General features: G+C 71.1%; 23 protein-coding genes and 1 pseudogene. 9 read left to right on the forward strand and 15 right to left on the reverse strand.

The annotated features are described in order from the left end of the window. Positions 1–96, forward strand: a pseudogene (locus ABZ939_RS26435) (thioesterase); the annotation flags it as partial. Positions 97–124: 28 nt separating this feature from the next. On the opposite strand, the gene ABZ939_RS26440 reads toward ABZ939_RS26435, so the two are convergent. Next, complete coding sequence (locus ABZ939_RS26440; protein WP_361859984.1) at positions 125–2,176, reverse strand: APC family permease; 2,052 nt, start codon at positions 2,174–2,176, stop codon at positions 125–127. Between the two features lie 234 nt (positions 2,177–2,410). Between ABZ939_RS26440 and ABZ939_RS26445 the strand changes: the two genes are divergently transcribed. Further along, positions 2,411–3,079, forward strand: a complete 669-nt coding sequence (locus ABZ939_RS26445) for a TrkA family potassium uptake protein (RefSeq protein ID WP_361859987.1) — start codon at positions 2,411–2,413, stop codon at positions 3,077–3,079. Further along, positions 3,079–3,759: a TrkA family potassium uptake protein gene (locus ABZ939_RS26450; protein ID WP_361859990.1), complete on the forward strand. Its 681-nt coding sequence runs from the start codon at positions 3,079–3,081 to the stop codon at positions 3,757–3,759. The genes ABZ939_RS26445 and ABZ939_RS26450 overlap by 1 nt, the downstream gene beginning before the upstream one ends. A gap of 299 nt (positions 3,760–4,058) precedes the next feature. On the opposite strand, the gene ABZ939_RS26455 is transcribed toward ABZ939_RS26450, so the two are convergent. The 4 genes from ABZ939_RS26455 to ABZ939_RS26470 all read right to left on the reverse strand — a co-directional run bounded on the left by ABZ939_RS26455 (position 4,059) and on the right by ABZ939_RS26470 (position 8,582). After that, positions 4,059–4,823 carry a DUF3159 domain-containing protein gene (locus ABZ939_RS26455; RefSeq protein ID WP_361859993.1) on the reverse strand — a complete coding sequence of 255 codons (765 nt, stop codon included), beginning with the start codon at positions 4,821–4,823 and terminating at the stop codon, positions 4,059–4,061. Positions 4,824–4,826: 3 nt separating this feature from the next. Then, positions 4,827–5,225, reverse strand: a complete 399-nt coding sequence (locus ABZ939_RS26460) for an OB-fold nucleic acid binding domain-containing protein (RefSeq protein WP_361859996.1) — start codon at positions 5,223–5,225, stop codon at positions 4,827–4,829. Positions 5,226–5,268: 43 nt separating this feature from the next. After that, the gene (locus ABZ939_RS26465) at positions 5,269–5,955 is read right to left on the reverse strand and encodes a response regulator (RefSeq protein ID WP_361859999.1); all 687 of its coding nucleotides are present in this window, start codon (positions 5,953–5,955) and stop codon (positions 5,269–5,271) included. A gap of 80 nt (positions 5,956–6,035) precedes the next feature. After that, positions 6,036–8,582, reverse strand: a complete 2,547-nt coding sequence (locus ABZ939_RS26470) for a sensor histidine kinase KdpD (protein ID WP_361860002.1) — start codon at positions 8,580–8,582, stop codon at positions 6,036–6,038. A 231-nt stretch (positions 8,583–8,813) separates the two neighbouring features. Between ABZ939_RS26470 and ABZ939_RS26475 the strand changes: the two genes are divergently transcribed. Together ABZ939_RS26475 and ABZ939_RS26480 are read left to right on the forward strand one after the other, a co-directional pair. Further along, positions 8,814–9,215, forward strand: coding sequence for a YciI family protein (locus tag ABZ939_RS26475; protein WP_361860005.1), 402 nt, complete (start codon positions 8,814–8,816; stop codon positions 9,213–9,215). 35 nt (positions 9,216–9,250) lie between these two features. Continuing rightward, on the forward strand, positions 9,251–10,519 hold the full coding sequence (locus ABZ939_RS26480) for a DUF6596 domain-containing protein (protein ID WP_361860008.1): 1,269 nt from the start codon (positions 9,251–9,253) through the stop codon (positions 10,517–10,519). A gap of 275 nt (positions 10,520–10,794) precedes the next feature. On the opposite strand, the gene ABZ939_RS26485 is transcribed toward ABZ939_RS26480, so the two are convergent. The 4 genes from ABZ939_RS26485 to ABZ939_RS26500 form a co-directional block, all read right to left on the reverse strand. After that, entirely contained in the window at positions 10,795–11,529 is a 735-nt protein-coding gene (locus ABZ939_RS26485) for an ABC transporter ATP-binding protein (RefSeq protein WP_361860011.1), read from the reverse strand. Positions 11,530–11,674: 145 nt separating this feature from the next. Further along, positions 11,675–12,436: a DUF3710 domain-containing protein gene (locus tag ABZ939_RS26490; RefSeq protein ID WP_361860013.1), complete on the reverse strand. Its 762-nt coding sequence runs from the start codon at positions 12,434–12,436 to the stop codon at positions 11,675–11,677. A 1-nt stretch (position 12,437) separates the two neighbouring features. Next, complete coding sequence (gene dut, locus ABZ939_RS26495; protein ID WP_361860016.1) at positions 12,438–12,950, reverse strand: dUTP diphosphatase; 513 nt, start codon at positions 12,948–12,950, stop codon at positions 12,438–12,440. Further along, positions 12,950–13,534: a PaaI family thioesterase gene (locus tag ABZ939_RS26500; RefSeq protein ID WP_361860019.1), complete on the reverse strand. Its 585-nt coding sequence runs from the start codon at positions 13,532–13,534 to the stop codon at positions 12,950–12,952. Before ABZ939_RS26500 ends, dut begins: the two co-directional genes overlap by 1 nt. A 58-nt stretch (positions 13,535–13,592) precedes the next feature. Between ABZ939_RS26500 and ABZ939_RS26505 the strand changes: the two genes are divergently transcribed. After that, complete coding sequence (locus ABZ939_RS26505; RefSeq protein WP_361860022.1) at positions 13,593–14,102, forward strand: DUF3093 domain-containing protein; 510 nt, start codon at positions 13,593–13,595, stop codon at positions 14,100–14,102. 3 nt (positions 14,103–14,105) lie between these two features. Here ABZ939_RS26505 and ABZ939_RS26510 read toward each other — a convergent pair whose 3' ends face one another. The 4 genes from ABZ939_RS26510 to ABZ939_RS26525 form a co-directional block, all read right to left on the reverse strand. Beyond that, positions 14,106–15,107: a hypothetical protein gene (locus ABZ939_RS26510; protein WP_361860025.1), complete on the reverse strand. Its 1,002-nt coding sequence runs from the start codon at positions 15,105–15,107 to the stop codon at positions 14,106–14,108. 12 nt (positions 15,108–15,119) lie between these two features. Beyond that, positions 15,120–15,416, reverse strand: a complete 297-nt coding sequence (locus tag ABZ939_RS26515; RefSeq protein ID WP_003955561.1) for a DUF4193 domain-containing protein — start codon at positions 15,414–15,416, stop codon at positions 15,120–15,122. A gap of 395 nt (positions 15,417–15,811) precedes the next feature. After that, a complete protein-coding gene (locus ABZ939_RS26520; RefSeq protein ID WP_361860028.1) occupies positions 15,812–17,047 on the reverse strand; it encodes a HAMP domain-containing sensor histidine kinase in 1,236 nt (411 codons plus the stop codon). Positions 17,048–17,051: 4 nt separating this feature from the next. Continuing rightward, positions 17,052–17,705, reverse strand: a complete 654-nt coding sequence (locus ABZ939_RS26525) for a response regulator transcription factor (protein WP_132914883.1) — start codon at positions 17,703–17,705, stop codon at positions 17,052–17,054. 386 nt (positions 17,706–18,091) lie between these two features. Between ABZ939_RS26525 and ABZ939_RS26530 the strand changes: the two genes are divergently transcribed. Then, a complete protein-coding gene (locus tag ABZ939_RS26530) occupies positions 18,092–18,265 on the forward strand; it encodes a hypothetical protein (protein ID WP_315893340.1) in 174 nt (57 codons plus the stop codon). Positions 18,266–18,369: 104 nt separating this feature from the next. Here the strand turns inward: ABZ939_RS26530 and ABZ939_RS26535 are convergent, their stop codons facing one another. Together ABZ939_RS26535 and ABZ939_RS26540 are read right to left on the reverse strand one after the other, a co-directional pair. Then, positions 18,370–19,194 (reverse strand): inositol monophosphatase family protein, encoded by an 825-nt coding sequence (locus ABZ939_RS26535; protein WP_361860032.1) that lies wholly within the window; start codon positions 19,192–19,194, stop codon positions 18,370–18,372. Between the two features lie 9 nt (positions 19,195–19,203). Then, positions 19,204–20,331 (reverse strand): ferrochelatase, encoded by a 1,128-nt coding sequence (locus tag ABZ939_RS26540; RefSeq protein ID WP_361860035.1) that lies wholly within the window; start codon positions 20,329–20,331, stop codon positions 19,204–19,206. A 132-nt stretch (positions 20,332–20,463) separates the two neighbouring features. Here ABZ939_RS26540 and ABZ939_RS26545 point away from each other — a divergent pair, with 132 nt between their 5' ends. After that, the gene (locus ABZ939_RS26545; protein ID WP_361860038.1) at positions 20,464–21,720 is read left to right on the forward strand and encodes an MFS transporter; all 1,257 of its coding nucleotides are present in this window, start codon (positions 20,464–20,466) and stop codon (positions 21,718–21,720) included. Then, the gene (locus tag ABZ939_RS26550; RefSeq protein WP_361860041.1) at positions 21,668–22,999 is read left to right on the forward strand and encodes a D-arabinono-1,4-lactone oxidase; all 1,332 of its coding nucleotides are present in this window, start codon (positions 21,668–21,670) and stop codon (positions 22,997–22,999) included. Before ABZ939_RS26545 ends, ABZ939_RS26550 begins: the two co-directional genes overlap by 53 nt. Positions 23,000–23,001: the final 2 nt, after the last annotated feature.

Consider the following 23,001-nt stretch of genomic DNA (forward strand, 5'->3'; position numbering starts at 1 on the left):
CTCAGCGGGACGGAACCGGGCGTGCTCGGGGACGAGGAGCTGTTACGGATGATCCTGCCGGCGATCCGCAGCGACTACCGGGCGGCGGAGACGTATGGGCTGCCGCTAGCGGCAGCCCACCAGTCTACGTGCCCTTGCCGGCCGGTTCCTTCGCGCGCTTCTCGACCGGGCCGCGGCGCACCGAACCCGGCGCGTTCCAGTCCTGGCGCTTCCTGGCCCGCTTCTTCGCGGCCTCGGAGGACTGCAGCTGGTACGGGACGGACGTCACCATCACGCCGGGGGTGAAGAGCAGGCGCCCCTTGAGCCGCAGCGCGCTCTGGTTGTGCAGCAGGTGCTCGTACCAGTGGCCGACGACGTACTCCGGGATGTAGACGGAGACGGCGTCGCGCGGGCTCTCGCGGCGGATGTTCTTCACGTACTCGATGACCGGCCGGGTGATCTCCCGGTAGGGCGAGTCGAGGATCTTGAGCGGCACGTTGATCCCGCGCCGCTCCCACTCCTCCTTGAGCGCCTTGGTCTCGGCCGGGTCGACGTTGACGCTCAGCGCCTCCAGCTCGCTCGCGTGCAGCAGCTTGGCGTAGGCGAGCGCCCGCAGCGTCGGCTTGTGCAGCTTGGAGACGAGGACGACGGAACGGACGCGCGAGGGGCGCACGTACTCGTCGGGGCGCTCCTCGGCGGCGGCGATCTCCTCCGCCACCGAGTCGTAGTGCCGGCGGATCGCGGTCATCGTCCCGTAGAAGATCACCATGCCGAGCAGCGCGACCCACGCGCCGTGCGTGAACTTGGTGGCGAGGACGACGACGAGGACCAGGCCGGTGAAGAAGGCACCGAAGGTGTTGATCGCGCGGGAGCGGATCATGTGGCGGCGCTTGGCCGGGTCCTTCTCGGTCTTCAGGTGCCGGTTCCAGTGCCGGACCATGCCGGTCTGACTGAGGGTGAAGGAGACGAAGACGCCGACGATGTACAGCTGGATCAGCTTCGTCGAGTCGGCTCCGTAGACCCAGACCAGCAGGGCGGCGGCGCCGGCGAGGAGCACGATGCCGTTGGAGAAGGTGAGCCGGTCGCCGCGGGTGTGCAGCTGGCGCGGCAGGTACCGGTCCTGGGCGAGGATCGAGCCGAGGAGCGGGAAGCCGTTGTACGCCGTGTTGGCGGCCAGGAAGAGGACGAGCGCGGTGGCCGCGGCGAGGAGGACGAAGAAGAACGTTCCGTCGCCGAACACGGCGGCCGCGACCTGGGAGATGACCGGGTCCTGGACGTAGCTCTCGCCGACCGGCACACCGTTCAGCAGCAGGTCCTGGGCGGGCTTCTCGGCCATCCGTACGTCGGTGGCGAGCGCCAGGAAGATGATGCCGCAGAACATGGTGACGGCCAGGGCGCCCATGAGCGCGAGCGTGGTGGCCGCGTTCTTCGACTTCGGCTTGCGGAAGGCGGGGACCCCGTTGGAGATCGCCTCGACGCCGGTGAGGGCGGCACAGCCGGAGGAGAAGGCGCGCAACAGCAGGAAGAACAGCGCGAAGCCGGCCAGGCCCTGGTGCTCGGGCTTGATCTCGAAGTCGGCGGTGGGGGCCTTCATGGTCTCGTCGAGGACGATCCCCTTGTACGCGCCCCACGCGATCATGATGAAGACGCCGGCGACGAAGACATAGGTCGGGATGGCGAAGAGGCTGCCCGACTCCTTCACCCCGCGCAGGTTCATCAGCGTCAGCAGCACGATGACGCCGACCGCGCAGAGGACCTTGTGCTCGACGACGAACGGGACGGCCGAGCCGAGGTTCTCGATTCCGGAGGAGATCGAGACGGCGACGGTGAGGACGTAGTCGACGAGCAGGGCGCTGGCGACGGTGAGTCCGGCCTTCGGACCGAGGTTGGTGTTGGCGACCTCGTAGTCGCCGCCGCCGCTCGGGTAGGCGTGGACGTTCTGCCGGTACGAGGCGACGACCGTGAACATCAGGACGACGACGGCCAGCGCGATCCACGGGCTGAAGTGATAGGCCGACAGACCCGCGATGGAGAGGACGAGCAGCACCTCACCGGGTGCGTACGCCACCGAGGACAGCGGGTCGGAGGCGAAGACGGGGAGAGCGATGCGCTTCGGGAGAAGGGTCTCCCCGAGCTTGTCGCTGCGCAGAGCCCGTCCGATCAGGATCCGTTTGGGCAGGTCGGTCAGTTTGGACACGGAGAGGATCGTAAGCGTTCGAAAAGCGCCATGCTCACCGCGACCCCCAATCCGCACGGAATCTCCCTGGCTGCCACCTCGGATGCGGTCCCGCTCGGGGTTGACGCATAAGCTCGGATCGGGCAGCACGGCAGGGCGCTGCCCGCCACGGCCCGGGCCAGTCGGGTGAGGAAAGTTGTGAGCAGGGTGTATTCGCAGGTCAGCAAGGCGATCAGGAGTGCGGGGTAAGGGGACGTGCACATCGTCATCATGGGCTGCGGGCGAGTGGGAGCCGCTCTCGCGCAGACCCTGGAGCAGCAGGGGCACACCGTCGCCGTCGTGGACCAGGACCCGACGGCTTTCCGCCGTCTGGGCTCCGGCTTCGGCGGCCGTCGTGTCACGGGCGTCGGCTTCGATCAGGACACGCTGCGCGAGGCGGGGATCGAGGAGGCCGGCGCCTTCGCCGCGGTGAGCAGCGGCGACAACTCGAACATCATCGCGGCGCGGGTCGCGCGCGAGATGTTCGGCATCGAGAACGTGGCGGCCCGGATCTACGACCCGCGGCGCGCCGAGGTCTACCAGCGCCTCGGCATCCCGACGGTCGCCACGGTCCGCTGGACCGCCGACCAGATGCTCCGGCGGCTGCTGCCGTCCGGCGCCGAGCCCCTGTGGACCGACCCGAGCGGTGGGGTGCAGCTCGCGGAGGTGCACACGTCCGAGGCGTGGATCGGTCACAAGGTCAGCAAGCTGCAGGACGAGACGGGCGTGCGCGTGGCGTTCCTCACCCGGCTGGGCGAGGCGGTCATCCCCTCCTCGCAGACCGTGCTGCAGGAGGGCGACCTCGTGCACGTGATGATGCGTACGGACGAGATCGCGAAGGTCGAGGCGGCCTTCGCCGAGGGGCCTGAGGAGGGCGGTCACTGATGCGTGTCGCTATTGCGGGCGCGGGTGCGGTGGGCCGTTCCATCGCGGGCGAGCTCCTGGAGAACGGGCACGAGGTCCTGCTCATCGACAAGGCGCCGACCGCCATCTCGGTGGAGCGGGTGCCGCAGGCGGAGTGGCTGCTCGCCGACGCGTGCGAGATCACCTCGCTGGACGAGGCGGCGCTGCAGCGCTGCAACGTGGTGATCGCGGCCACCGGTGACGACAAGGTGAACCTGGTCGTCTCGCTGCTCGCGAAGACCGAGTACGGCGTGCCGCGCGTGGTCGCCCGGGTGAACAACCCGAAGAACGAGTGGCTGTTCAACGAGTCCTGGGGCGTGGACGTCGCCGTGTCGACGCCGCGTCTGATGTCGGCCCTGGTCGAGGAGGCGGTGAGCGTCGGCGACCTGGTCCGGCTGCTGCGCTTCAGCCACGGCGACGCGAACCTCGTGGAGTTGACGCTTCCGCCGGAGTCGGCGATCGCGGGGACGTCGGTGGGCGACGTGGCCTGGCCGCAGGACACCTCGCTCGTCACGATCATCCGCGGCTCGCGGGTCCTGACGCCGAGTGCGGAGGAGACTCTGGAGGAGGGCGACGAGCTCCTCTTCGTGGCCGCCCAGGCCCGCGAGGAGCAGCTGGAGGACCTGCTGTCGGTCCGCCGCGACGAGGCCTCGGCGAGCTGACGCTCGCGCAAGCCGAGCGAAAAGGGCCCGGGGGAAGCGATTCCGCTTCCCCCGGGCCCTTTTCGCGTTCGGCCGCCCGCAGGCCCGGCGACAGCCGACGCCTCGCAGGCCACGTCGGCGGTACGGCGAGGGGTCGGACCAGGCCCTGTCGGTGACTCGGCGAGGCGAGGGACCCGGGACCAGGCGGGGAGCTCGGGACCGAGCCACGTCGGCGGCACGGCAAGGGGCCGGGACCAGGCCGGCGGTACGGCGAGGGGCCCGGGACCTCGACAAGGTCCCGGGCCCCTTCCTCGTACGGGTTACGCCTCCGGCGGGCGCGCCGCGGCCGCCTTGCGGGCCTTCTCGGCCTCTTCCTCGGCCTCCATCTCGGCGAAGACGTCGATGGGCGGCGGGGCCTTCGCGAGGAAGACCCACGTCAGGTACACCGCGAGCAGGAAGGGCGGGATCTTCAGCGCGACCAGGACCCAGCCGAACTTGGTCGTGTCGGCCCACCAGTACATCGGGAAGAGGATCGCGCACTTGCCGAGCAGGATCAGGCCCCAGGCCCAGCTCGCCTTCGCGTAGGCCTTCTTGCGTCCGGGGTTGCGGGTCCGCCAGGAGAGGTTCTCCTTGAAGACCGGGCCGAGGATCAGGCCGATCAGCGGGACGCCGGCGAGCGTGGTGATGATGTACGCGAGGGCGAGGCCCAGGGTGTACAGCATGCCCGGCAGATAGAAGTCCTTGGCGTTGCCGGTCATCATCGCGAAGACCACGCCGAACGCCACGCCGAAGACGCCGCTGAACGCGTGCTTGACGGTGTCCCGGCGGATCAGCCGGACGGCGACGAGGACCAGGGAGAGCGCGAGCGCCGCGATCGCCGAGATGTGCAGGTCCTTGTTGATCGTGAAGATCGTGACGAAGAGAAGGCCGGGCAGGACCGTCTCGATCATGCCCCGCAGTCCGCCGAAGGCCTCGAACAGCGCGGCCTCGGTGACCTCCTTCGAGGCCTGCGAATCCTGGCCGCCGGGGGCTGCCCCGGTGCCCTGGGCGTCCTGATCCGTCGTCGGCTTGTCGAGCGACGTCACCGGCTACTCCTGTCCGAGCGGTCGGAGCTCGTATTTGGGGTTGAAGAGGACCCGCCGGCCGTGGCTCATGGAGATCCGGCCGGAGGCGATCAGCTTGCGGCCCGGCTCGATGCCCACGATGGACCGCCGGCCCAGCCACACCACGTCCAGCGGGGCCGTGCCGTCGAACAGCTCGGCCTCGAGGGCCGGCACACCGGCCCGAGGACGCAGGGTGACCGTGCGCAAGGTACCAGTCACCTTGACTATCTGGCGGTCGGAGCAGTCGGAGATACGCGTGCAGCCCGTCGCCTCGGCGTCCTCCTGGAGCTCTTCGGACTCCAGCTCCTCCTGCGAGGTGGACAGCCGGTCGAGCATCCGGCGGAAGCGCCCGGCCGGCTTCTCTGTACGCGGTGCAGCACTCATACAGAAAGCGTACCGGCCCCGGCAAACGGCCGAACCGGCCGGATCAGCGCTCGAAGCGGTAGCCCATGCCCGGCTCGGTGACGAAGTGCCGCGGGTGCGAGGGGTCGGCCTCCAGCTTGCGTCGCAGCTGCGCCATGTAGACCCGCAGATAGTTGGTCTCGGTGCCGTACGACGGGCCCCAGACCTCCTGCAGGAGCTGCTTCTGGCTGACCAGGCGCCCGCTGTTGCGGACGAGCACTTCGAGCAGGTGCCACTCGGTGGGGGTGAGGCGGACGTCGCGCCCGTCCCGGTGGACCTTCTTCGCGGCCAGGTCGACCGTGAAGCCCTCGGTCTCGACGACCATGACGCCGTCCTCGCCGCCGCCGACCGGTTCGGCCCGGCGGACCGCGGCGCGCAGCCGGGCCAGGAGCTCGTCCATCCCGAACGGCTTGGTGACGTAGTCGTCCGCGCCCGCGTCCAGCGCCTCGACCTTCTCGTCGGAGGTCTGCCGCGCCGAGAGCACGAGGATCGGCACCCGCGTCCAGCCGCGCAGCCCCTTGATGACCTCGACGCCGTCGATGTCGGGGAGTCCGAGGTCGAGGACGACCACGTCGGGGTGGCGCTCGGCGGCCATCCGGAGGGCGGTGGCACCGTCGGGCGCCGCGTCCACCTCGTACTTGCGCGCCTTGAGGTTGATCACCAGCGCGCGGACGATCTGCGGCTCGTCGTCGACGACGAGAACCCGGGTCATCGAAGGCTTCCTTCTCTCTTCTGGGGGCTGACTGCTCGCGGACGGTTCACGTGGACGGATGGCGAGGACGGGTGGCGCGGTCAGGAGGCGACCCGGGTGGCCACGCCTGCGGACGGCGGTGGCCGCTGCCCCGTCACCGCCTTGAGGGTGAGGGTCATGGTGAGTCCGCCGCCGGGAGTGTCCTCGGCGGTGAGGGTGCCGCCCATCGCCTCGACGAAGCCGCGGGCCACCGCGAGACCGAGACCGACGCCGGAGCCGCGCGGGGCGTCCCCGAAGCGCTGGAAGGGCTCGAAGATGCCGTCCTTGCTCTCGTCTGGCACTCCCGGCCCGCGGTCCACGACCCGCAGCTCGACCCGGTCGCCCAGGGCGCTGGCGGAGACGGCCACCGGTACGTCCTGCGGGCTGTACTTCACGGCGTTCTCGACGATGTTGGCGACGGCGCGCTCCAGGAGCCCCTTGTCGACCTCGACCATCGGGAGGGACTCGGGGATGTCCAGTTCGGCGCTGCCGTCGGGAACGCCGCCGAGCGCCATGGGGACGACCTCGTCGAGGTCGATGGAGCGGATCAGCGGGGTGACGGTGCCGGTCTGGAGCCGGGACATGTCGAGGAGGTTCCCCACCAGGTGGTCGAGCCGGTCGGCGCCGTCCTCGATGCCCGCGAGGAATTCGGCCTGGTCCTGCTCGGACCACTCGACGTCGTCGGACCGCAGGGAGGAGACGGCCGCCTTGATGCCCGCCAGTGGGGTACGCAGGTCATGGCTGACCGCCGCGAGCAGGGACGTACGGATCTTGTTGCCCTCGGCCAGCTTGCGGGCCTCCTCGGCCTCGCCGACGAGCCGCTGCCGGTCCAGTACCACGGCGGCCTGCGCGGCGAACGCGCCGAGCACCCGCCGGTCCTCGGCGGGCAGCACCCGGCCGGTGAGGGCGAGCGCCAGGTGCTCGCCGACCGGCATGTCGACGTCCGCGTCCTCGGGCCGGGCGACGGGGCGCGCCCCCACGCTCGCCGCGCAGGTCCACGGCTCGACGTCGCTCTCCCGCTCCAGGAGGGCGACGGACTCCATGGCGAAGGTCTCGCGGACCCGTTCGAGCAGGGACTCCAGGCTGGACTCCCCGCGCAGCACGCTGCCCGCGAGGAAGGAGAGGGTCTCGGCCTCGGCCCGCAGCCGCGCGGCCTGATGGGTGCGGCGGGCCGCGAGGTCGACGACGGAGGCCACGGACATGGCGACGCCGAAGAAGACGGCGATCGCGACGATGTTCTTCGGGTCGGCGATGGTCACCTTGTGCAGCGGCGGGGTGAAGAACCAGTTCAGCAGGAACGATCCGAACGCCGCGGACGCCAGCGCCGGCAGGAGTCCGCCGAGCAGTGCCGAGGCCACGGTCAGCGCCAGGAACAGCAGCATGTCGTTGGCGAGACCGAGGTCGGCGTCGACATGGGTGAGCAGCAGGGCGAGGAGGGCGGGGCCGGCGACGCCGGTGAGCCAGCCCCAGATGATCCGGGAGCGGCCGAGGCGGGCGCTGCGTGCGACGGGCAGTCCGCGTCCCTTGGCGACCTCGTCGTGGGTGACGATGTGGACGTCGAGGTCGGGGCCCGACTCGCGGGCGACGGTCTGTCCGACGCCGGGGCCGAACATGTACTGCCACGTCTTGCGGCGGCTGGAACCGAGGACGATCTGGGTGGCGTTGACGCCCCGGGCGAACTCGAGCAGGCCGGAGGGGATGTCGTCGCCTATGACGTGGTGGAACGTTCCGCCGAGGTCCTCGACGAGGGTCCGCTGGACGGCGAGCTCCTTGGGCGAGGCGGCCGTGAGGCCGTCGCTGCGGGCGATGTAGACGGCGAGGACCTCACCGCCCGCGCCCTTCTCGGCGAGCCGGGCGCCGCGCCGGATGAGGGTGCGGCCCTCGGGTCCGCCGGTGAGACCGACGACGATGCGCTCGCGGGCCTGCCAGGTGGAGCGGATGTTGTGTTCGCCCCGGTACTGCTGGAGGTATTCGTCAACCCGGTCGGCGGTCCACAGCAGCGCGAGTTCGCGGAGGGCGGTCAGGTTGCCGGGGCGGAAGTAGTTGGCGAGGGACGCGTCGATCCTGTCCGGTTTGTAGATGTTCCCGTGCGCCATGCGGCGGCGGAGGGCCTGCGGCGACATGTCGACGAGTTCGATCTGGTCGGCGCGGCGCACGACCTCGTCGGGGACGGTCTCCTGCTGGCGCACACCGGTGATCGACTCGACGACGTCGCCCAGGGATTCGAGGTGCTGGATGTTGACCGTCGATATGACGTCCGTCCCGGCGGCGAGCAGCTCCTCGACGTCCTGCCAGCGCTTGGGGTTCCGCGAGCCGGGGACGTTGGTGTGGGCGAGCTCGTCGACGAGGGCGACGGCCGGCTTCCTGGCCAGGACGGCGTCCACGTCCATCTCGGTGAAGGTGGTGTCGCGGTACGGGAGCGTGCGGCGGGGTACCTGCTCCAGGCCGTGGAGCATGACCTCCGTACGCGGACGGTGGTGGTGCTCGACGAAGGCGACGACGCAGTCCGTGCCGCGTTCCACGCGCCGGTGGGCCTCGGCGAGCATCGCGTACGTCTTGCCGACGCCCGGTGCCGCGCCGAGGTAGATCCGTAGCTTGCCGCGTCCCATGGCATGACCTTACGTCCAGCGAAACGGACATTTTGTACGAGAGGTAAGGCCCGGGGGCCGTATTGACGGGATTCTGATGGGCCCGTGAGGTGTCCGGACGCGGGGGCCGGGGAATCTCGCTAGCTTTTTTCCTTCGGATCGCGTCGAGGATGTCGAAATCCCGGGGCCGGCTTCGACCTGTCCGTGACAGCGGGCCATGAGGGCCCGTCTCCGGGACACGAGGAGCACACCATGAAGTACATGCTGCTGATGCAGTTCAGCTCGCAGACCCTGGACGTCCCCTCGATCGGGGAGTGGAAGCCGGAGGAGATCCGGGCGCACATCGACTTCATGCGGACCACCAACGAGAAGCTCGCCGCGGCGGGCGAGCTGGTCGACGCGCAGGGCCTGGCGATGCCGGACACGGCGAAGATCGTGAAGTCGGCCGCCGACGGCTCGGCCGTGGTCACCGAGGGCCCGTTCGCGGAGACCAAGGAGTTCCTGGCCGGTTGGTGGATCGTCGACGTCGAGTCGCCTGAACGGGCCGTCGCCCTCGCGGCCGAGATCTCGGCGGCGCCCGGCCCGGGCGGGGCGCCGATCAACATGCCGATCGAGGTGCGCGAGGTCATGGCCGAGGCCCCGACGGAGCTGTGAGCACTCCGAACACCGATCGGGACGTCGACGGAGCTGTGAGCACTCCGGACGCCGATCCAGGCCTCGACGACCTGCTGCGCCCGCTGGCGCCGCAGGTCGTCGGCGTGCTCACCCGCCGGTACGGCGACTTCGACATGGCCGAGGACGCGGTGCAGGAGGCCCTGCTCGACGCGGCGGCCCAGTGGCCGGCGGACGGTGTCCCGCGCAATCCGCGCGGCTGGCTGATCCAGGTCGCCTCCCGCCGGATGGTCGAGCTCGTACGGGGTGAGCAGGCGCGCCGCAGCCGGGAGGACCGGGCCGCCGGGCTGGAACCGACGGACCGGCTGACCACGCCCGCGGCGGACGAGGAGGACGCGGCGGGCCGGGACGACACGTTGACGCTGCTGTTCCTGTGCTGTCACCCGTCGCTGTCACGGCCGTCGGCGATCGCACTCACCCTGAGGTCGGTGGGCGGTCTGACGACGGGCGAGATCGCGCGGGCGTTCCTGGTGCCGGAGGCGACCATGGGGCAGCGCATTTCGCGGGCGAAGCAGCGGATCAAGGCGTCCGGGGTGCCGTTCGGGATGCCCGCGGAGAAGGACCGCGAGGAGCGGCTGGCCGCGGTCCTGCATGTCCTCTACCTGATCTTCAACGAGGGGTACGCGACGAGCGGCGGGCCCGAGCTGCGGCGGGTGGAGCTGTCGGCGGAGGCGATCCGGCTCACCCGGGCGGTCCGGGCGACGCTCCCGGACGACAGCGAGGTCGCGGGGCTCCTCGCGCTCATGCTGCTGACCAACGCGCGCGGCGCCGCCCGCACCGGCCCCTCCGGGGAGCTGATCCCGCTCGCCGAGCAGGACCGCTCGCTGTGGGACGCCGGGGCGATCGCGGAGGGCATCGCGCTCGTCACCGCCGCCCTGCCGCGCGGGCCGGTGGGCCCGTACCAGGTGCAGGCGGCGATCGCGGCCGTGCATGACGAGGCGGCGATGGCCGGGGACACGGACTGGCCGCAGATCCTGGCGCTCTACGGGGTCCTTGAGCAGGTCTCCCCCAGCCCGGTGGTCTCCCTCAACCGCGCGGTGGCGGCGGCGATGGTCCACGGCCCCGCCGCGGGCCTGCGCCTCGTGGACGGGCTCACCGCCCGCGGCGAGCTGAAGGACCACTACCGGGTGCACGTGGTCCGCGCGCACCTCCTGGAGATGGCGGGCGAACGGGAGGCGGCGCGGGAGCAGTATCTGCTGGCGGCCGGCCGCACGGCGAGCCTGCCGGAACGGCACTACCTGACGCTGCGGGCGGCGAGGCTGGGGGCGAAACCGGCGTCCGGTTGACGGACGACGCGCATCGGCGGACACCGGACCGCCGGCCGGCATCCCGCACACGCACACCGGCGGGCACCGGACCGCCGGCCGACCTCCCCGCAGACGCACATCGGCGGGCACCGGACCGCGGCCGACCGCCCAGCGGGCACCGGAGCGTCAACCGACCGCCCGGACGACGAGTTCCGCGAGGCCCACGCGTCCCGCGACGCCCACAGGTTCCGCCCGCCCTGACCACCTGGGGGCCCAGGCCGAGCCAGCCACGAAGAGCACGGTTCCCCGGGCCGTCACGCCCCGTGCTCGATGATCTCGCCGTCGCTCAGTTCGAGCACCCGGTCCGCGAGCCCCAGGAGCTGGGTGTCGTGCGTGGCCACCAGTGCCGTGACGCCCTCGCTGCGGACCACCGCGCGCAGGAGCTCCATGACCGCGAGCCCGGTCTCGGCGTCGAGCTGCCCGGTCGGCTCGTCGGCGATCAGCAGGGCCGGCCTGTTGGCCAGGGCGCGGGCGATGGCGACGCGCTGCTGCTGGCCGCCGGAGAGCTCGCCGGGCCGCTGGGCCGCGTGGTCGGCGAGGCCGACCAAGGCGAGGAGGAGCGCGACCCGCTCCTCGCGCTCCCTCGGGTCCGCCTTGCGCAGCCGAAGGGGAACGCCGACGTTCTCCGCCGCGGTGAGGATCGGGATGAGCCCGAAGGACTGGAAGATGAAGCCGACGCGGTCCCGGCGCAGCTCCAGGAGCCCGTTCTCGCCGAGCTCCGCGAGGTCCGTCCCGTCGATGGTGATCCGGCCGCCGTCGGGGGTGTCCAGGCCGCCGACGAGGTTGAGCAGCGTGGTCTTGCCGGAGCCCGAGCGGCCCTTGAGGGCGACGAGCTCGCCCCGCGGGATGTCGAAGGAGACGCCGCGCAGGGCATGGACGGCCGCCGCGCCCGTACCGTACGAGCGGCGCAGGTTCTCGACCCGGACCATGGGGCCGTCGGTCGGGCCCTCGACCACCGCCGTGCCGGGCCGCGCGCTGCTGTCACTCATCCCTGGACTCCCCCTCGCCGAACGTGTGCGCCCGTCAGTATGTGCTGCCGAGGGGGTGCCGGGCCAGGGTCCGGGAAACGCCGATGGGCCGTATTCCGGACGGCATGTTCGGAATACGGCCCATCGGCCCTGGATCAGTCAGGGGTCAGCGGACCTCGGTGATCTCCGGTCCGCGCTGGAGCTGGCCCATGCCTCCGGAGAAGCGCGAGCCCTCCTGCTCGTCCTGCTGGACGCCCTCGGGCACCATCTGCGCGTCGTTGGGGAGCTTGAGGACGATCGGGTCGCGCGGGGCCATCGGGCCGTCGCCCCGGACCACCACGGTGTCCCGCACGATCTGCTCCAGCAGACCGGCCGCCTCCGGCTGCACCGCGCCCTGGCCGGAGATCACTCCGCGCAGGAACCAGCGGGGTCCGTCGACACCCACGAAGCGCACCAGCTGCACACCGCCGGTGCCGTCCGGCAGCTGCACCGGGACCTGGGCCCGCAGCTCCCAGCCCAGCGGGCCCTCGACCTCGTCGATGACACCGCCCTGCTGGGTGATGCCGGAGGCGATCTCCTCGCGGACCTCGCCCCAGATGCCTTCCTTCTTCGGTGCGGCGAAGGCCTGCAGCTGCACGGCGCTGTCGCGCAGGACGACGGTCGCCGCGACGATCGCGTCGCCCGCCACCTCGACCCGCAGCTCCATGCCCTCGACACCGGGCACGAAGATGCCACCGAGATCCACCCGCCCGTCCTCGGGCTTGGACACCTCGGAGATGTCCCACGGCCCGTCGGGCCGGGGCGCCGGCGGAAGGTTCACCCGACGCGGCGCGTCGGCCTCGCCGTCGGTGCCGACCTCGTCGACGACCTGCTCGGCCTCGCCCGCTGCGTCCTCAGCGGCACCGCTCTTCTTGCGACGTCCGAACACGTCACTGTCCTTCCCGGTCGGATACGACCGAAGCGTATCGATTCCCACCCGTTGAGCCGTCCACGGCGGCATGACCGCCGGTGGACCCGAAGCCCCCCTCGGCCCGCGCCGAGCCGGGAAGCTCCGCCACCTCGTGGAAGCGCACCTTCTCGACCTGCTGGACGACCAGTTGGGCAATCCGGTCGAACCGTTCGAACCGCACGCTCTCGCGCGGGTCGAGATTGACCACGATCACCTTGATCTCTCCACGGTACCCGGCATCCACCGTCCCCGGGGCATTCACGAGGGCGACTCCGCACCTGGCCGCGAGCCCAGAGCGGGGGTGCACGAAGGCCGCGTAGCCGTCGGGCAGCGCGATGGAGACTCCGGTGGGCAGCACGGCCCGCTCCCCGGGGGCCAGGACGGCCGCCTCGGTGGTCACCAGATCGACTCCGGCGTCGCCGGGATGGCCGTAGGCCGGGATCGGTACGTCCGGGTCCAGGCGTCGGATCAGGACGTCGACAGGGTTGCGCATCAGGGGTTCACCTCGAAGGCGCGGGCGCGCCGGACCTGGTCGGGGTCGGACATGGCGGCCTGGATCTCCTCCGGGCGGCCGTTGTCGATGAAGTGGTCGACCTTGACCTCGATGAAGAGGGCGTCGGCGCGGACCGCGACGGGGCCGTCGGGCCCGCCGATCCGGCCGGTGGCGGTCGAGTAGATCTTGCGCCCGTGCACGGCGGTGACCTCGGCCTCCAGGTGCAGGACGGTGCCGACCGGAACGGGCCGCGCGAAGTCGGTCTCCAGCCGGCCGGTGACGGCGATGACCCGCAGCAGCCAGTTCAGGGAGCCGAGGGTCTCGTCGAGCGCCGTGGCGAGGACGCCGCCGTGCGCGAGACCGGGCGCGCCCTGGTGGTCGGGGGTCACGGTGAACTCGGCGGTGACGCTCACGCCCTCGCCGGCCCTGGCCTCCAGATGGAGACCGTGGGGCTGCCCGCCGCCGCACCCGAAGCAGTACTCGTAGTGCGCGCCGAGCAGCTCGCCGGGGGCGGGCGCGTCGGGGTGGCGTACCGGCGGTATGGCGTCGGCCGGCGGGGTGAGGGCGGCAGATGTTGCAGTCACAGCCGCAGACCTTACCCGCGAGGCCGGGCGCAGGTCGCGCCGTGCCAAGCTTGGACGTATGCAGCCTTCCGTATCACCCTCCGCGCCGCGCTTCGACGAACGTCTGACCGCTCCCCGCTCCTGGTGGGTGATCACGGCTCTGCTGGGCCTGTCCGGCGGTCTGGTCATGTTCCCGCTGGGCACGGTCCCGACGCTGGGCGGGCTGATCGCCGCGGCGGCGCTGGCGGCGGTCGTCGTCTCCTCGTACGGCTCGGCCCGGATCCGGGTGGTGGCCGGTTCGCTGGTGGCGGGGGACGCGCGGATCCCGGTCTCGGCGCTGGGGGCTCCGGAGGTGCTGGACGCGGAGGAGGCGCGCGCCTGGCGCACGTTCAAGGCCGACCCGCGCGCCTTCATGCTGCTGCGCAGCTACGTCCCTCGCGCGGTCCGGGTCGAGGTCACCGACCCGGCGGACCCGACGCCGTACGTCTATCTGTCCAGCCGTGACCCGGAGGGCCTGGCCGCGGCCCTGGAGGCCGCGCGCACGGAGAGCCCGGCCGCCGGCGCCGAGGCCCGGAGCGCCGGGGCGTAGCGCCTAGAAGCCGATCTCCTTGGGGTTCTCGGGCTGCTCCAGCGGGGGCAGCCCTTCCAGGGCGTCCCAGGGGACCTGGCGGCGTCGCAGGTCCTTGCGGACGTGCTCGGCGACCTTCTTGGTGTCGCGGCGGTTCATCACCGCGCCGACGGCGGCTCCGACCATGAACGGCATCAGGCTGGGCATGTTGCGCACCATGCGCTTCATGATCTGCTGACGCAGCTCTCGCTTGAGCTGACCGCCGAGCGCCGCGTTGACGGTGGTCGGCTTGGCGGGGTCGATGCCCCGCTCCTCCGTCCAGGAGGTCAGGTAGGCGGTCGAGCGCTGGGTGAGTGTGCCGGGGGGCCGCAGGCCGTACACCTCGTGCAGCTCGGCGACGAGCTTGAGCTCGATCGCGGCGACTCCGGTGATCTCCGCCGCGAGCTCGGCGGGCATCGCGGGGGGTACGGGCAGCATGGCGGCGGCGCCGATGCCGGCGCCGACGGTCGAGCTCGCGGCGGCGGCGCCCGCGACGAGCTTGTCGGCGATCTCCTCGGGCCCGAGCCCCGGGAAGTGCTTGCGCAGGGTCGCCAGGTCCCGCACGGGAATGCGAGGGGCGATCTCGATGATCCGGTCGGCGAGGTAGCCGATGCCGGCCTTGGCGCTCTCGCCGCCACGCTTCACGCCGCGTCTGACGGCGTCGATCCGCGCGGGGTCGAGTTTCATGCGGTCCAGCTGCGCGCGCGCCGGATCGGCGACGCGCTTGACGGCGTCGAGACGGCGCCCGCCACGCGGGGCCTCCCCTTCCACCGGCTCCGGTGTCCCGGCCGTTTCGGTCCCGGCTGCTTCGAGCGAGGCCGAGCGGCCCCGCTCGTCGTCACGTGCGCCGGGGGAGGGCAGGAGGGCGGTCTGCTCGGCTTCAGGGGCCTCCTGAGCACCCTCCGCCGGGTCCGAGCCGCCCTGATACGCCTCCGGCCTCCCGGGAAGCCGGAAGCGTCGCTTCCGAGACGGTGTGTCGCCTGCCACGGCCGACCGATCTCAGTCGCAGTCGCGGCAGATCGGCTGACCGTTCTTCTCCCTGGCCAGCTGGCTCCGGTGGTGCACGAGGAAGCAGCTCATGCAGGTGAACTCGTCGGCCTGCTTGGGCAGGACCCTGACGGCGAGCTCCTCGTTCGAGAGGTCCGCGCCGGGCAGCTCGAGCCCTTCGGCGGCCTCGAACTCGTCGACGTCGACCGTCGAGGTCGACTTGTCGTTCCGGCGGGCCTTCAGTTCCTCAAGGCTGTCCGAATCGACGTCGTCGTCGGTCTTGCGTGGGGTGTCGTAATCCGTTGCCATGTCGCTCTCCCCCTCTGGGTGGTTGCGGTGTCTCCAGCGCACGTAACGCGTGAGAGGCCGGACTTGTGCCCGACCCGAGGCGGAGATTTTGCCTCACATCAAGGTCTGTTACTCAATCGACACCCAATCCGCCCTCTCACGAGTGATCGGCTTTGGGTGGCGAACGGGACCGTACACGGTCCACCTGCCGTCCTTCACGGGCGCCACCCCGTGTACTTCCCGTCATCCAGCCCCTCGGAAACCCGGACTTTTCCGGGTTTTCCGAGGGAATTCTCGATCACGGAGAGTAGATAGCCGGATGCTCGTTCCTGTGATCGATCACACATGACCGTCTCAGATACGGGACCCGGGAATTCCGCGCAAAGCGAACGGAACCGGCTGGTACCCGAAGTGTGTCAGATCGGGAGAGTGACACGCATCACGAGACCGCCGCCTTCGCGGGGCTCCGCGATGATACGGCCACCGTGGGCGCGCGCGACGGAACGGGCGATCGACAGGCCGAGACCGACCCCCTTGTCGCTCCCGGTCCGCTCCTGCCGCAGCCTTCTGAACGGCTCGAAGAGGTTGTCGATCTCATACGCGGGAACCACGGGACCCGTGTTCGAGACGACAAGGATCGCCTGGCCGTTCTGGGTCTCGGTGGTGACCTCCACCCAGCCTTCTTCGGCCATGTTGTACCGCACGGCGTTCTGGACAAGGTTCAGGGCGATCCGCTCGAGCAGGACGCCATTGCCCTGGACGACGGCCGGCGCCCGCTCGCCGCGGATCTCGACGCCCTTGGCCGCGGCCTCCGCGTGCACCTGGTCGATGGCGCGCGAGGCGACCTCGGCGAGGTCCACGGGCTTGCGCTCGACGATCTGGTTGTCGCTGCGGGCGAGCAGCAGCAGGCCCTCCACCAGCTGCTCGCTGCGCTCGTTGGTGGCGAGAAGCGTCTTGCCCAGCTGCTGGAGCTCCACCGGCGCCCCGGGGTCCGAGAGGTGGACCTCCAGGAGCGTGCGGTTGATCGCCAGCGGGGTGCGCAGCTCGTGCGAGGCGTTCGCGACGAACCGCTGCTGGGCCGTGAAGGCCCGCTCCAGACGCTCCAGCATCTCGTCGAAGGTGTCCGCGAGCTCCTTCAGCTCGTCGTCCGGTCCGTCCAGCTCGATCCGCCGGGCCAGATCGGATCCGGCCACCTGGCGGGCGGTCCGGGTGATCCGGCCCAGCGGCGAGAGGACCCGGCCCGCCATCGCGTAGCCGAAGGCGAAGGCGATGATGCTCAGGCCGAGGAGGGCGAACAGGGAGCGGCGCAGGAGGTCGTCGAGCGCCAGGTCCCGCTGGTGCTGCAGACAGGCGGAGACGGCCTCGTTGAGCTGCTCTCCGGTGCCCTGGACGGGCAGCTGACACCAGGAGGTGGTCGGCTGGACCTTGCCCTCGACGACCTTGAAGGGCAGCTCCGATGCGCTGTCCCCCAACGCCTGCGCGGTGAAGAGGTAGATGATCGACAGCAGCAGGATGCCGGCGATCAGGAACATTCCGCCGTACAGCAGGGTGAGCCGTATGCGGATCGTGGGACGGAGCAGGGGCCTGACCGGGTCCCTGGGGTCCCAGGTCGGCTTCGGGGGCGCCTGAGGGGGCGCGGGGGTCGCGGCCACCGGATCAGATCCGGTAGCCGGAGCCGGGGACGGTGACGATGACGGGCGGCTCGCCGAGCTTGCGGCGCAGGGTCATCACCGTGACCCGTACGACGTTGGTGAACGGGTCCGTGTTCTCGTCCCAGGCCTTCTCCAGGAGCTGCTCGGCCGAGACGACCGCGCCCTCGCTACGCATCAGGACCTCCAGGACGGCGAATTCCTTCGGTGCGAGCTGGACCTCCTTGCCGTCGCGGAAGACCTCGCGGCGGTTCGGGTCGAGCTTGATGCCGGCGCGCTCCAGGACGGGCGGCAGCGGCACGGTGGTACGCCGGCCGAGGGCGCGCACGCGCGCGGTGAGCTCGGTGAAGGCGAAGGGCTTGGGGAGGTAGTCGTCGGCGCCCAGCTCCAGGCCCTCCACACGGTCGCTGACGTCGCCGGAGGCCGTGAGCATCAGGACGCGGGTGGGCATCCCCAGCTCGACGATCTTGCGGCAGACGTCGTCGCCGTGGACCAGGGGGAGGTCCCGGTCGAGCACCACCACGTCGTAGTCGTTCACCCCGATGCGTTCCAGTGCGGCGGCGCCGTCGTACACGACGTCGACTGCCATGGCCTCCCGGCGCAGTCCGGTGGCCACCGCATCGGCGAGCAGCTGCTCGTCCTCGACGACGAGTACGCGCACGTCTGTCATTCCTTCCTGCGAGCCCCTGTCCTTCACACGGACCGGGCAGTTCCTGAGCACTGACTGTGCGTGTCCATCCTGCCCCGTACGCGCGTAAACCGGCTGTAAGACGGCTTGCGGGGGACGGGCGGGAGGGCACGCGGGCGGGGAGGGGGCGTGCGGACGCACGGGTGGGGTCGGAGAGGGGCGTGCGAAGAATTCACCGGATTCACGGGCCAGTTGAGGTTTCTGTGAGGAAAGGCGTGGGGAGGACGTCTGCACACCCCGCGATCACGCCCTGTATGTGGCGCGCCACCAACCGCTCTGTCCCCCAGAGGTTGCAGCGTGTGATCCACCCCACCCTCGGCACACCCCCGTGCCACCGACCCATGACGAGGGGGCGCACGATGGACGCTTTCACCGCAGGACTGCTGCAGCGCATAAGGACTGCGCAGACCGACCTCACACGGGCACGCGAGACGGGCGACGACTTCCTCGCGGAGGTCGAGCAGGCCGAGCTCGACGACCTGCACCGCCTGGCCGCCGAGCACGGCGTGGAGGTCGGCGCCGCCAGCGCCTGACCCCTGACACGAAGGGGCCCCGGTGTCGACGACACCGGGGCCCTTCGTGTGCGCGGACCGGGGCGGCCAGGGCCTCTCCGACCCTGATCCGCCCGGACAAGGCCCTAGTCGTGCCAGGCCCCGAACTCCTCCAGAAGCTCCTGGAGCGGCTCGAAGACACCGGGTGGGGCCGCGACAGCCAGCTCGCCCGACGGGGCCTCACCGGGCCGTCCACCGGTCAGGGCGCCCGCCTCGCGGGCGATGAGGTCACCGGCGGCGAGGTCCCACGGGTTGAGGCCGCGTTCGTAGTAGCCGTCGAGACGGCCGGCGGCGACGTCGCAGAGGTCGATGGCGGCCGAGCCGCCGCGACGGATGTCGCGCAGGCGCGGAATCATGCGCTGCGCGATGTCGGCCTGGCGGGCGCGCCGGCTCTGCACATAGGCGAAGCCGGTGGAGATCAGCGCCTGCTCCAGCGGGGGCGCGGGGCGGGCGGCCAGGCGGCGCTCACCGATGTACGCGCCGCCGCCGAGCACGGCCCGGTACGTCTCGTTCCGCATGGGCGCCTCGACCACGCCGACGACAGTCTCGCCGTCGCGCTCGGCGGCGATGGAGACGGCCCAGGTGGGCAGCCCGTACAGGTAGTTCACGGTGCCGTCGAGCGGGTCGATCACCCAGCGGACTCCACTGGTGCCGGGGCTGGCCGCACCCTCCTCGCCGAGGAAGCCGTCGTCGGGCCGGTGCTCGGAGAGAAAGCCGGTGATGAGCTTCTCGGCGGCGATGTCCATCTCGGTGACGACGTCGATCGGGCTGCTCTTCGTCTTCGCCACCGCCAGATCGTCCGGCCGGCCGTCGCGCAGCAGCGCGCCGGCCCGGCGTCCGGCCTCCAGGGCGAGGTCGAGCAGTTCGGCGAGAAGGGGGTCGGTCGGCACAGGGTTCACGGGCTCGGTCACAAGCGCTCCTTATGCGTACGGACTGTCGGCTCCGGCCGCTGCGGGCCGCTCCGCCCTCGCGGGGCAGCAGCCGATCGGGCAGAGGTCGTGGGAGGCGCCTAGGGCGCCGAGGGCGCAGCGCTCGACCCGGACGCCGCGCTCGCTTGCCGCGCGCTCCAGGACGAGGTCCCGTACCGCCGCCGCGAAGCGGGGGTCGGCCCCGACGGTCGCGGAGCGCCGGACGGGAAGGCCCAGTTCGGCGGCCTTGGCGGTGGCTTCGGTGTCGAGGTCGTAGAGGACCTCCATGTGGTCCGAGACGAAGCCGATCGGGACCATCACGGCGCCCGGGACACCGGCGCCGTGCAGCTGCTCCAGGTGGTCGCAGATGTCCGGTTCCAGCCACGGGATGTGCGGGGCGCCGCTGCGGGACTGGTAGACGAGCTGCCACGGGTACTCGACGCCGGTCTTCCGGCGGACCTCGTCGACGATCACCCGGGCCACGTCGAGATGCTGCTTCACATAGGCGCCGCCCTCTCCGTGCTCGCCGACGGGACCGGAGGAGTCGGCCGCGGAGTCGGGGATCGAGTGGGTGGTGAAGGCGAGGTGGGCGCCGGCCCGGACGGACTCGTCGAGGTCGGCCAGCGAGGCGAGCACGCCCTCGACCATGGGCTCGACGAAGCCGGGGTGGTTGAAGTAGTGGCGGAGCTTGTCGACCCGGGGCAGCGGGAGCCCTTCCGCCTCCAGCTCCGAGAGCGCGTCGGCGAGGTTCTCGCGGTACTGCCGGCAGCCGGAGTACGAGGCGTAGGCGCTGGTGGTGAGGACGGCGATGTGGCGCCTGCCGTCGGTGATCATCTCCCGCAGGGTGTCGGTGAGGTACGGCGCCCAGTTCCGGTTTCCCCAGTAGACCGGCAGGTCGAGGCCGGCCGACGCGAAGTCCTCGCGCAGCGCGTCGAGCAGTGCGCGGTTCTGGTCGTTGATCGGGCTGACGCCGCCGAAGAGGAAGTAGTGCTGCCCCACCTCCTTCAGCCGCTCCTTGGGGATGCCTCGGCCGCGGGTGACGTTCTCCAGGAAGGGGACGACGTCGTCCGGGCCCTCGGGGCCGCCGAAGGAGAGCAGCAGAAGGGCGTCGTACGGGGCGGGATCGTGCTGATCGGACATGGGACGATCCTCCCACCCGCCACTGACGGCCGATGGCGCGCCCCGACCGAAAAATGCTGCTGCGCCATCCAGTTCAACACCGTAGGCTTTAGCTATTAATTACACGTGTTGAGCCGACGCCCGGAGATCATCTTGCCCAGTCCCTACCGCGCGATCTTCGCGGCACCCGGCACCAGATCGTTCTCGGTCGCCGGATTCATCGGCCGGATGCCGCTGTCCATGATGGGCATCGGCATCGTCACCATGATCTCCCAGGTGACGGGGCGCTACGGCCTCGCGGGCGCGCTCTCCGCCACCATGGCCATGTCCGCCGCCGTCCTGGGCCCGCAGGTCTCCCGGCTGGTCGACCGGTACGGCCAGCGCCGCGTGCTGCGCCCGGTCACCCTCGTCTCACTCGTCGCCGCCGCCGGGCTGCTGCTCTGCGTCCAGCAGGGCGCCCCGGACTGGACCCTGTACGTCTTCACCGCCGTGATCGGCTGCGTGCCGAGCCTCGGCGCCATGACCAGGGCCCGCTGGGCGGACATCTACCGCGGGGAGGCACGCAAGCTGCACACCGCGTACTCTTGGGAGTCGATCGTCGACGAGGTGTGCTTCATCTTCGGCCCGATCATCTCCATCGGCCTGTCGACCATCTGGTTCCCCGAGGCCGGCCCGCTGTTCGCGGCCGTCTTCCTCGCCATCGGCGTCTTCTGGCTGACCTCGCTGCGCGCCACCGAGCCCGAGCCGCACCCGAGCGACGGGCACTCCGGCGGCTCCGCGCTGCGCTCCCCCGGTCTGCAGGTCCTGGCCCTCGCCTTCGTCGCCACCGGCGCGATCTTCGGCTCGATCGACGTGGTGACGGTGGCCTTCGCCGAGGAGCAGGGCAGCAAGGCCTCCGCCAGCCTGGTGCTCGCGGTCTACGCGCTGGGCTCCTGCCTGGCCGGTGCCGTGTTCGGTCTGCTCCATCTCAAGGGCGAGCCGTCGCGCAGGTGGCTGCTGGGCGTCTGCACGATGGCCGTGAGTATGATCCCCCTCCTACTGGCCGGGAACCTGCCGTTGCTGGCCGTGGCGCTCTTTGTCGCGGGCCTGTCCATCGCACCGACGATGGTGACCACCATGGCCCTCGTCGAAGCGCACGTACCGCGTACCAAGCTGACCGAGGGCATGACCTGGACAGGGACCGGGCTCGCGATCGGTGTGGCGCTCGGCTCCTCGGCCGCCGGCTGGGTGGTCGACGCCTCGGGTGCGGAAGCGGCGTACGTGGTGCCCGTCGTCTCGGGCGCGCTCGCGGTCCTGGTGGGTGTCCTGGGGTATCGCCGGCTGCGCAGGCGGCCGGTGCCGACACGGGAGGGGCAGCGTGAGCGGGACCACGAAGGAGAGCACCAGGGCGGCGAGCAGCCCGTGGCGTAACTGGGCGGGGAACGTCACCTCCCGCCCGGTGCGGGAGGTGAGCCCGGCCTCGGCCGAGGAGTTGGCCGACGCGGTCAGGAAGGCCGCCTCGGACGGGCTGCGGGTGAAGACGGTCGGCACCGGCCACTCGTTCACCTCGATCGCCGCCACGGACGGCGTGCTGATCCGGCCCGACCTGCTGACGGGCATCCGGCGCATCGACCGCGAGGCGATGACGGTCACGGTGGAGTCCGGCACTCCGCTCAAGCGGCTCAACGTGGCGCTGGCCCGGGAGGGCCTGTCGCTCACGAACATGGGCGACATCATGGAGCAGACGGTCGCCGGTGCCACGTCCACGGGCACCCACGGCACGGGCCGTGACTCGGCCTCGATCGCCGCGCAGATCCGGGAGCTCGAGCTGGTCACCGCGGACGGACAGCTGCTGACCTGTTCGGAGAAGGAGAATCCGGAGGTCTTCGCGGCCGCCCGGATGGGGCTCGGGGCGCTCGGCGTAGTCACGGCGATCACCTTCGCCGTGGAGCCCGTCTTCCTGCTCACCGCGCGCGAGGAGCCGATGACCTTCGACAAGGTCACCTCGGAGTTCGACGCGCTGCACGCGGAGAACGAGCACTTCGAGTTCTACTGGTTCCCGCACACCGACAACTGCAACACCAAGCGCAACAACCGCAGCGCCGGCCCCGCCGCCCCGCCCGGACGGATCAGCGGCTGGATCGAGGACGAGCTGCTCTCCAACGGGGTCTTCCAGCTCGCCTGTTCGCTGGGCCGCGCGGTCCCGCCGGTGATCCCGTCGATCGCCAAGATCTCCAGTCGCGCGCTGTCGGCCCGTACGTACACCGACATCCCGTACAAGGTCTTCACCTCCCCGCGCCGGGTGCGCTTCCTGGAGATGGAGTACGCCCTGCCGCGCGAGGCGGCCGTCGGGGCACTGCGCGAGCTGAAGGCGATGCTCGAGCGCTCGCCGCTGAAGGTGAGCTTCCCGGTGGAGGTGCGGACGGCCCCTGCCGACGACATCACGCTCTCCACGGCCTCGGGCCGGGAGACCGCGTACATCGCCGTGCATCTCTACAAGGGCACGCCCCACCGCGGGTACTTCACCCCGGTGGAGCGCATCATGACCGCGCACGGCGGCCGGCCGCACTGGGGCAAGGTGCACACCCGGGACGCCGCGTACTTCTCCGAGGTCTACCCGCGCTTCGCCGAGTTCACGGCGCTGCGCGACCGGTTGGACCCTGAGCGGCTGTTCGCCAACGACTATCTGCGCCGGGTACTGGGCGACTGACG

Source organism: Streptomyces sp. NPDC046712, from assembly GCF_040645695.1.
Taxonomy (GTDB): Bacteria; Actinomycetota; Actinomycetes; order Streptomycetales; family Streptomycetaceae; genus Streptomyces.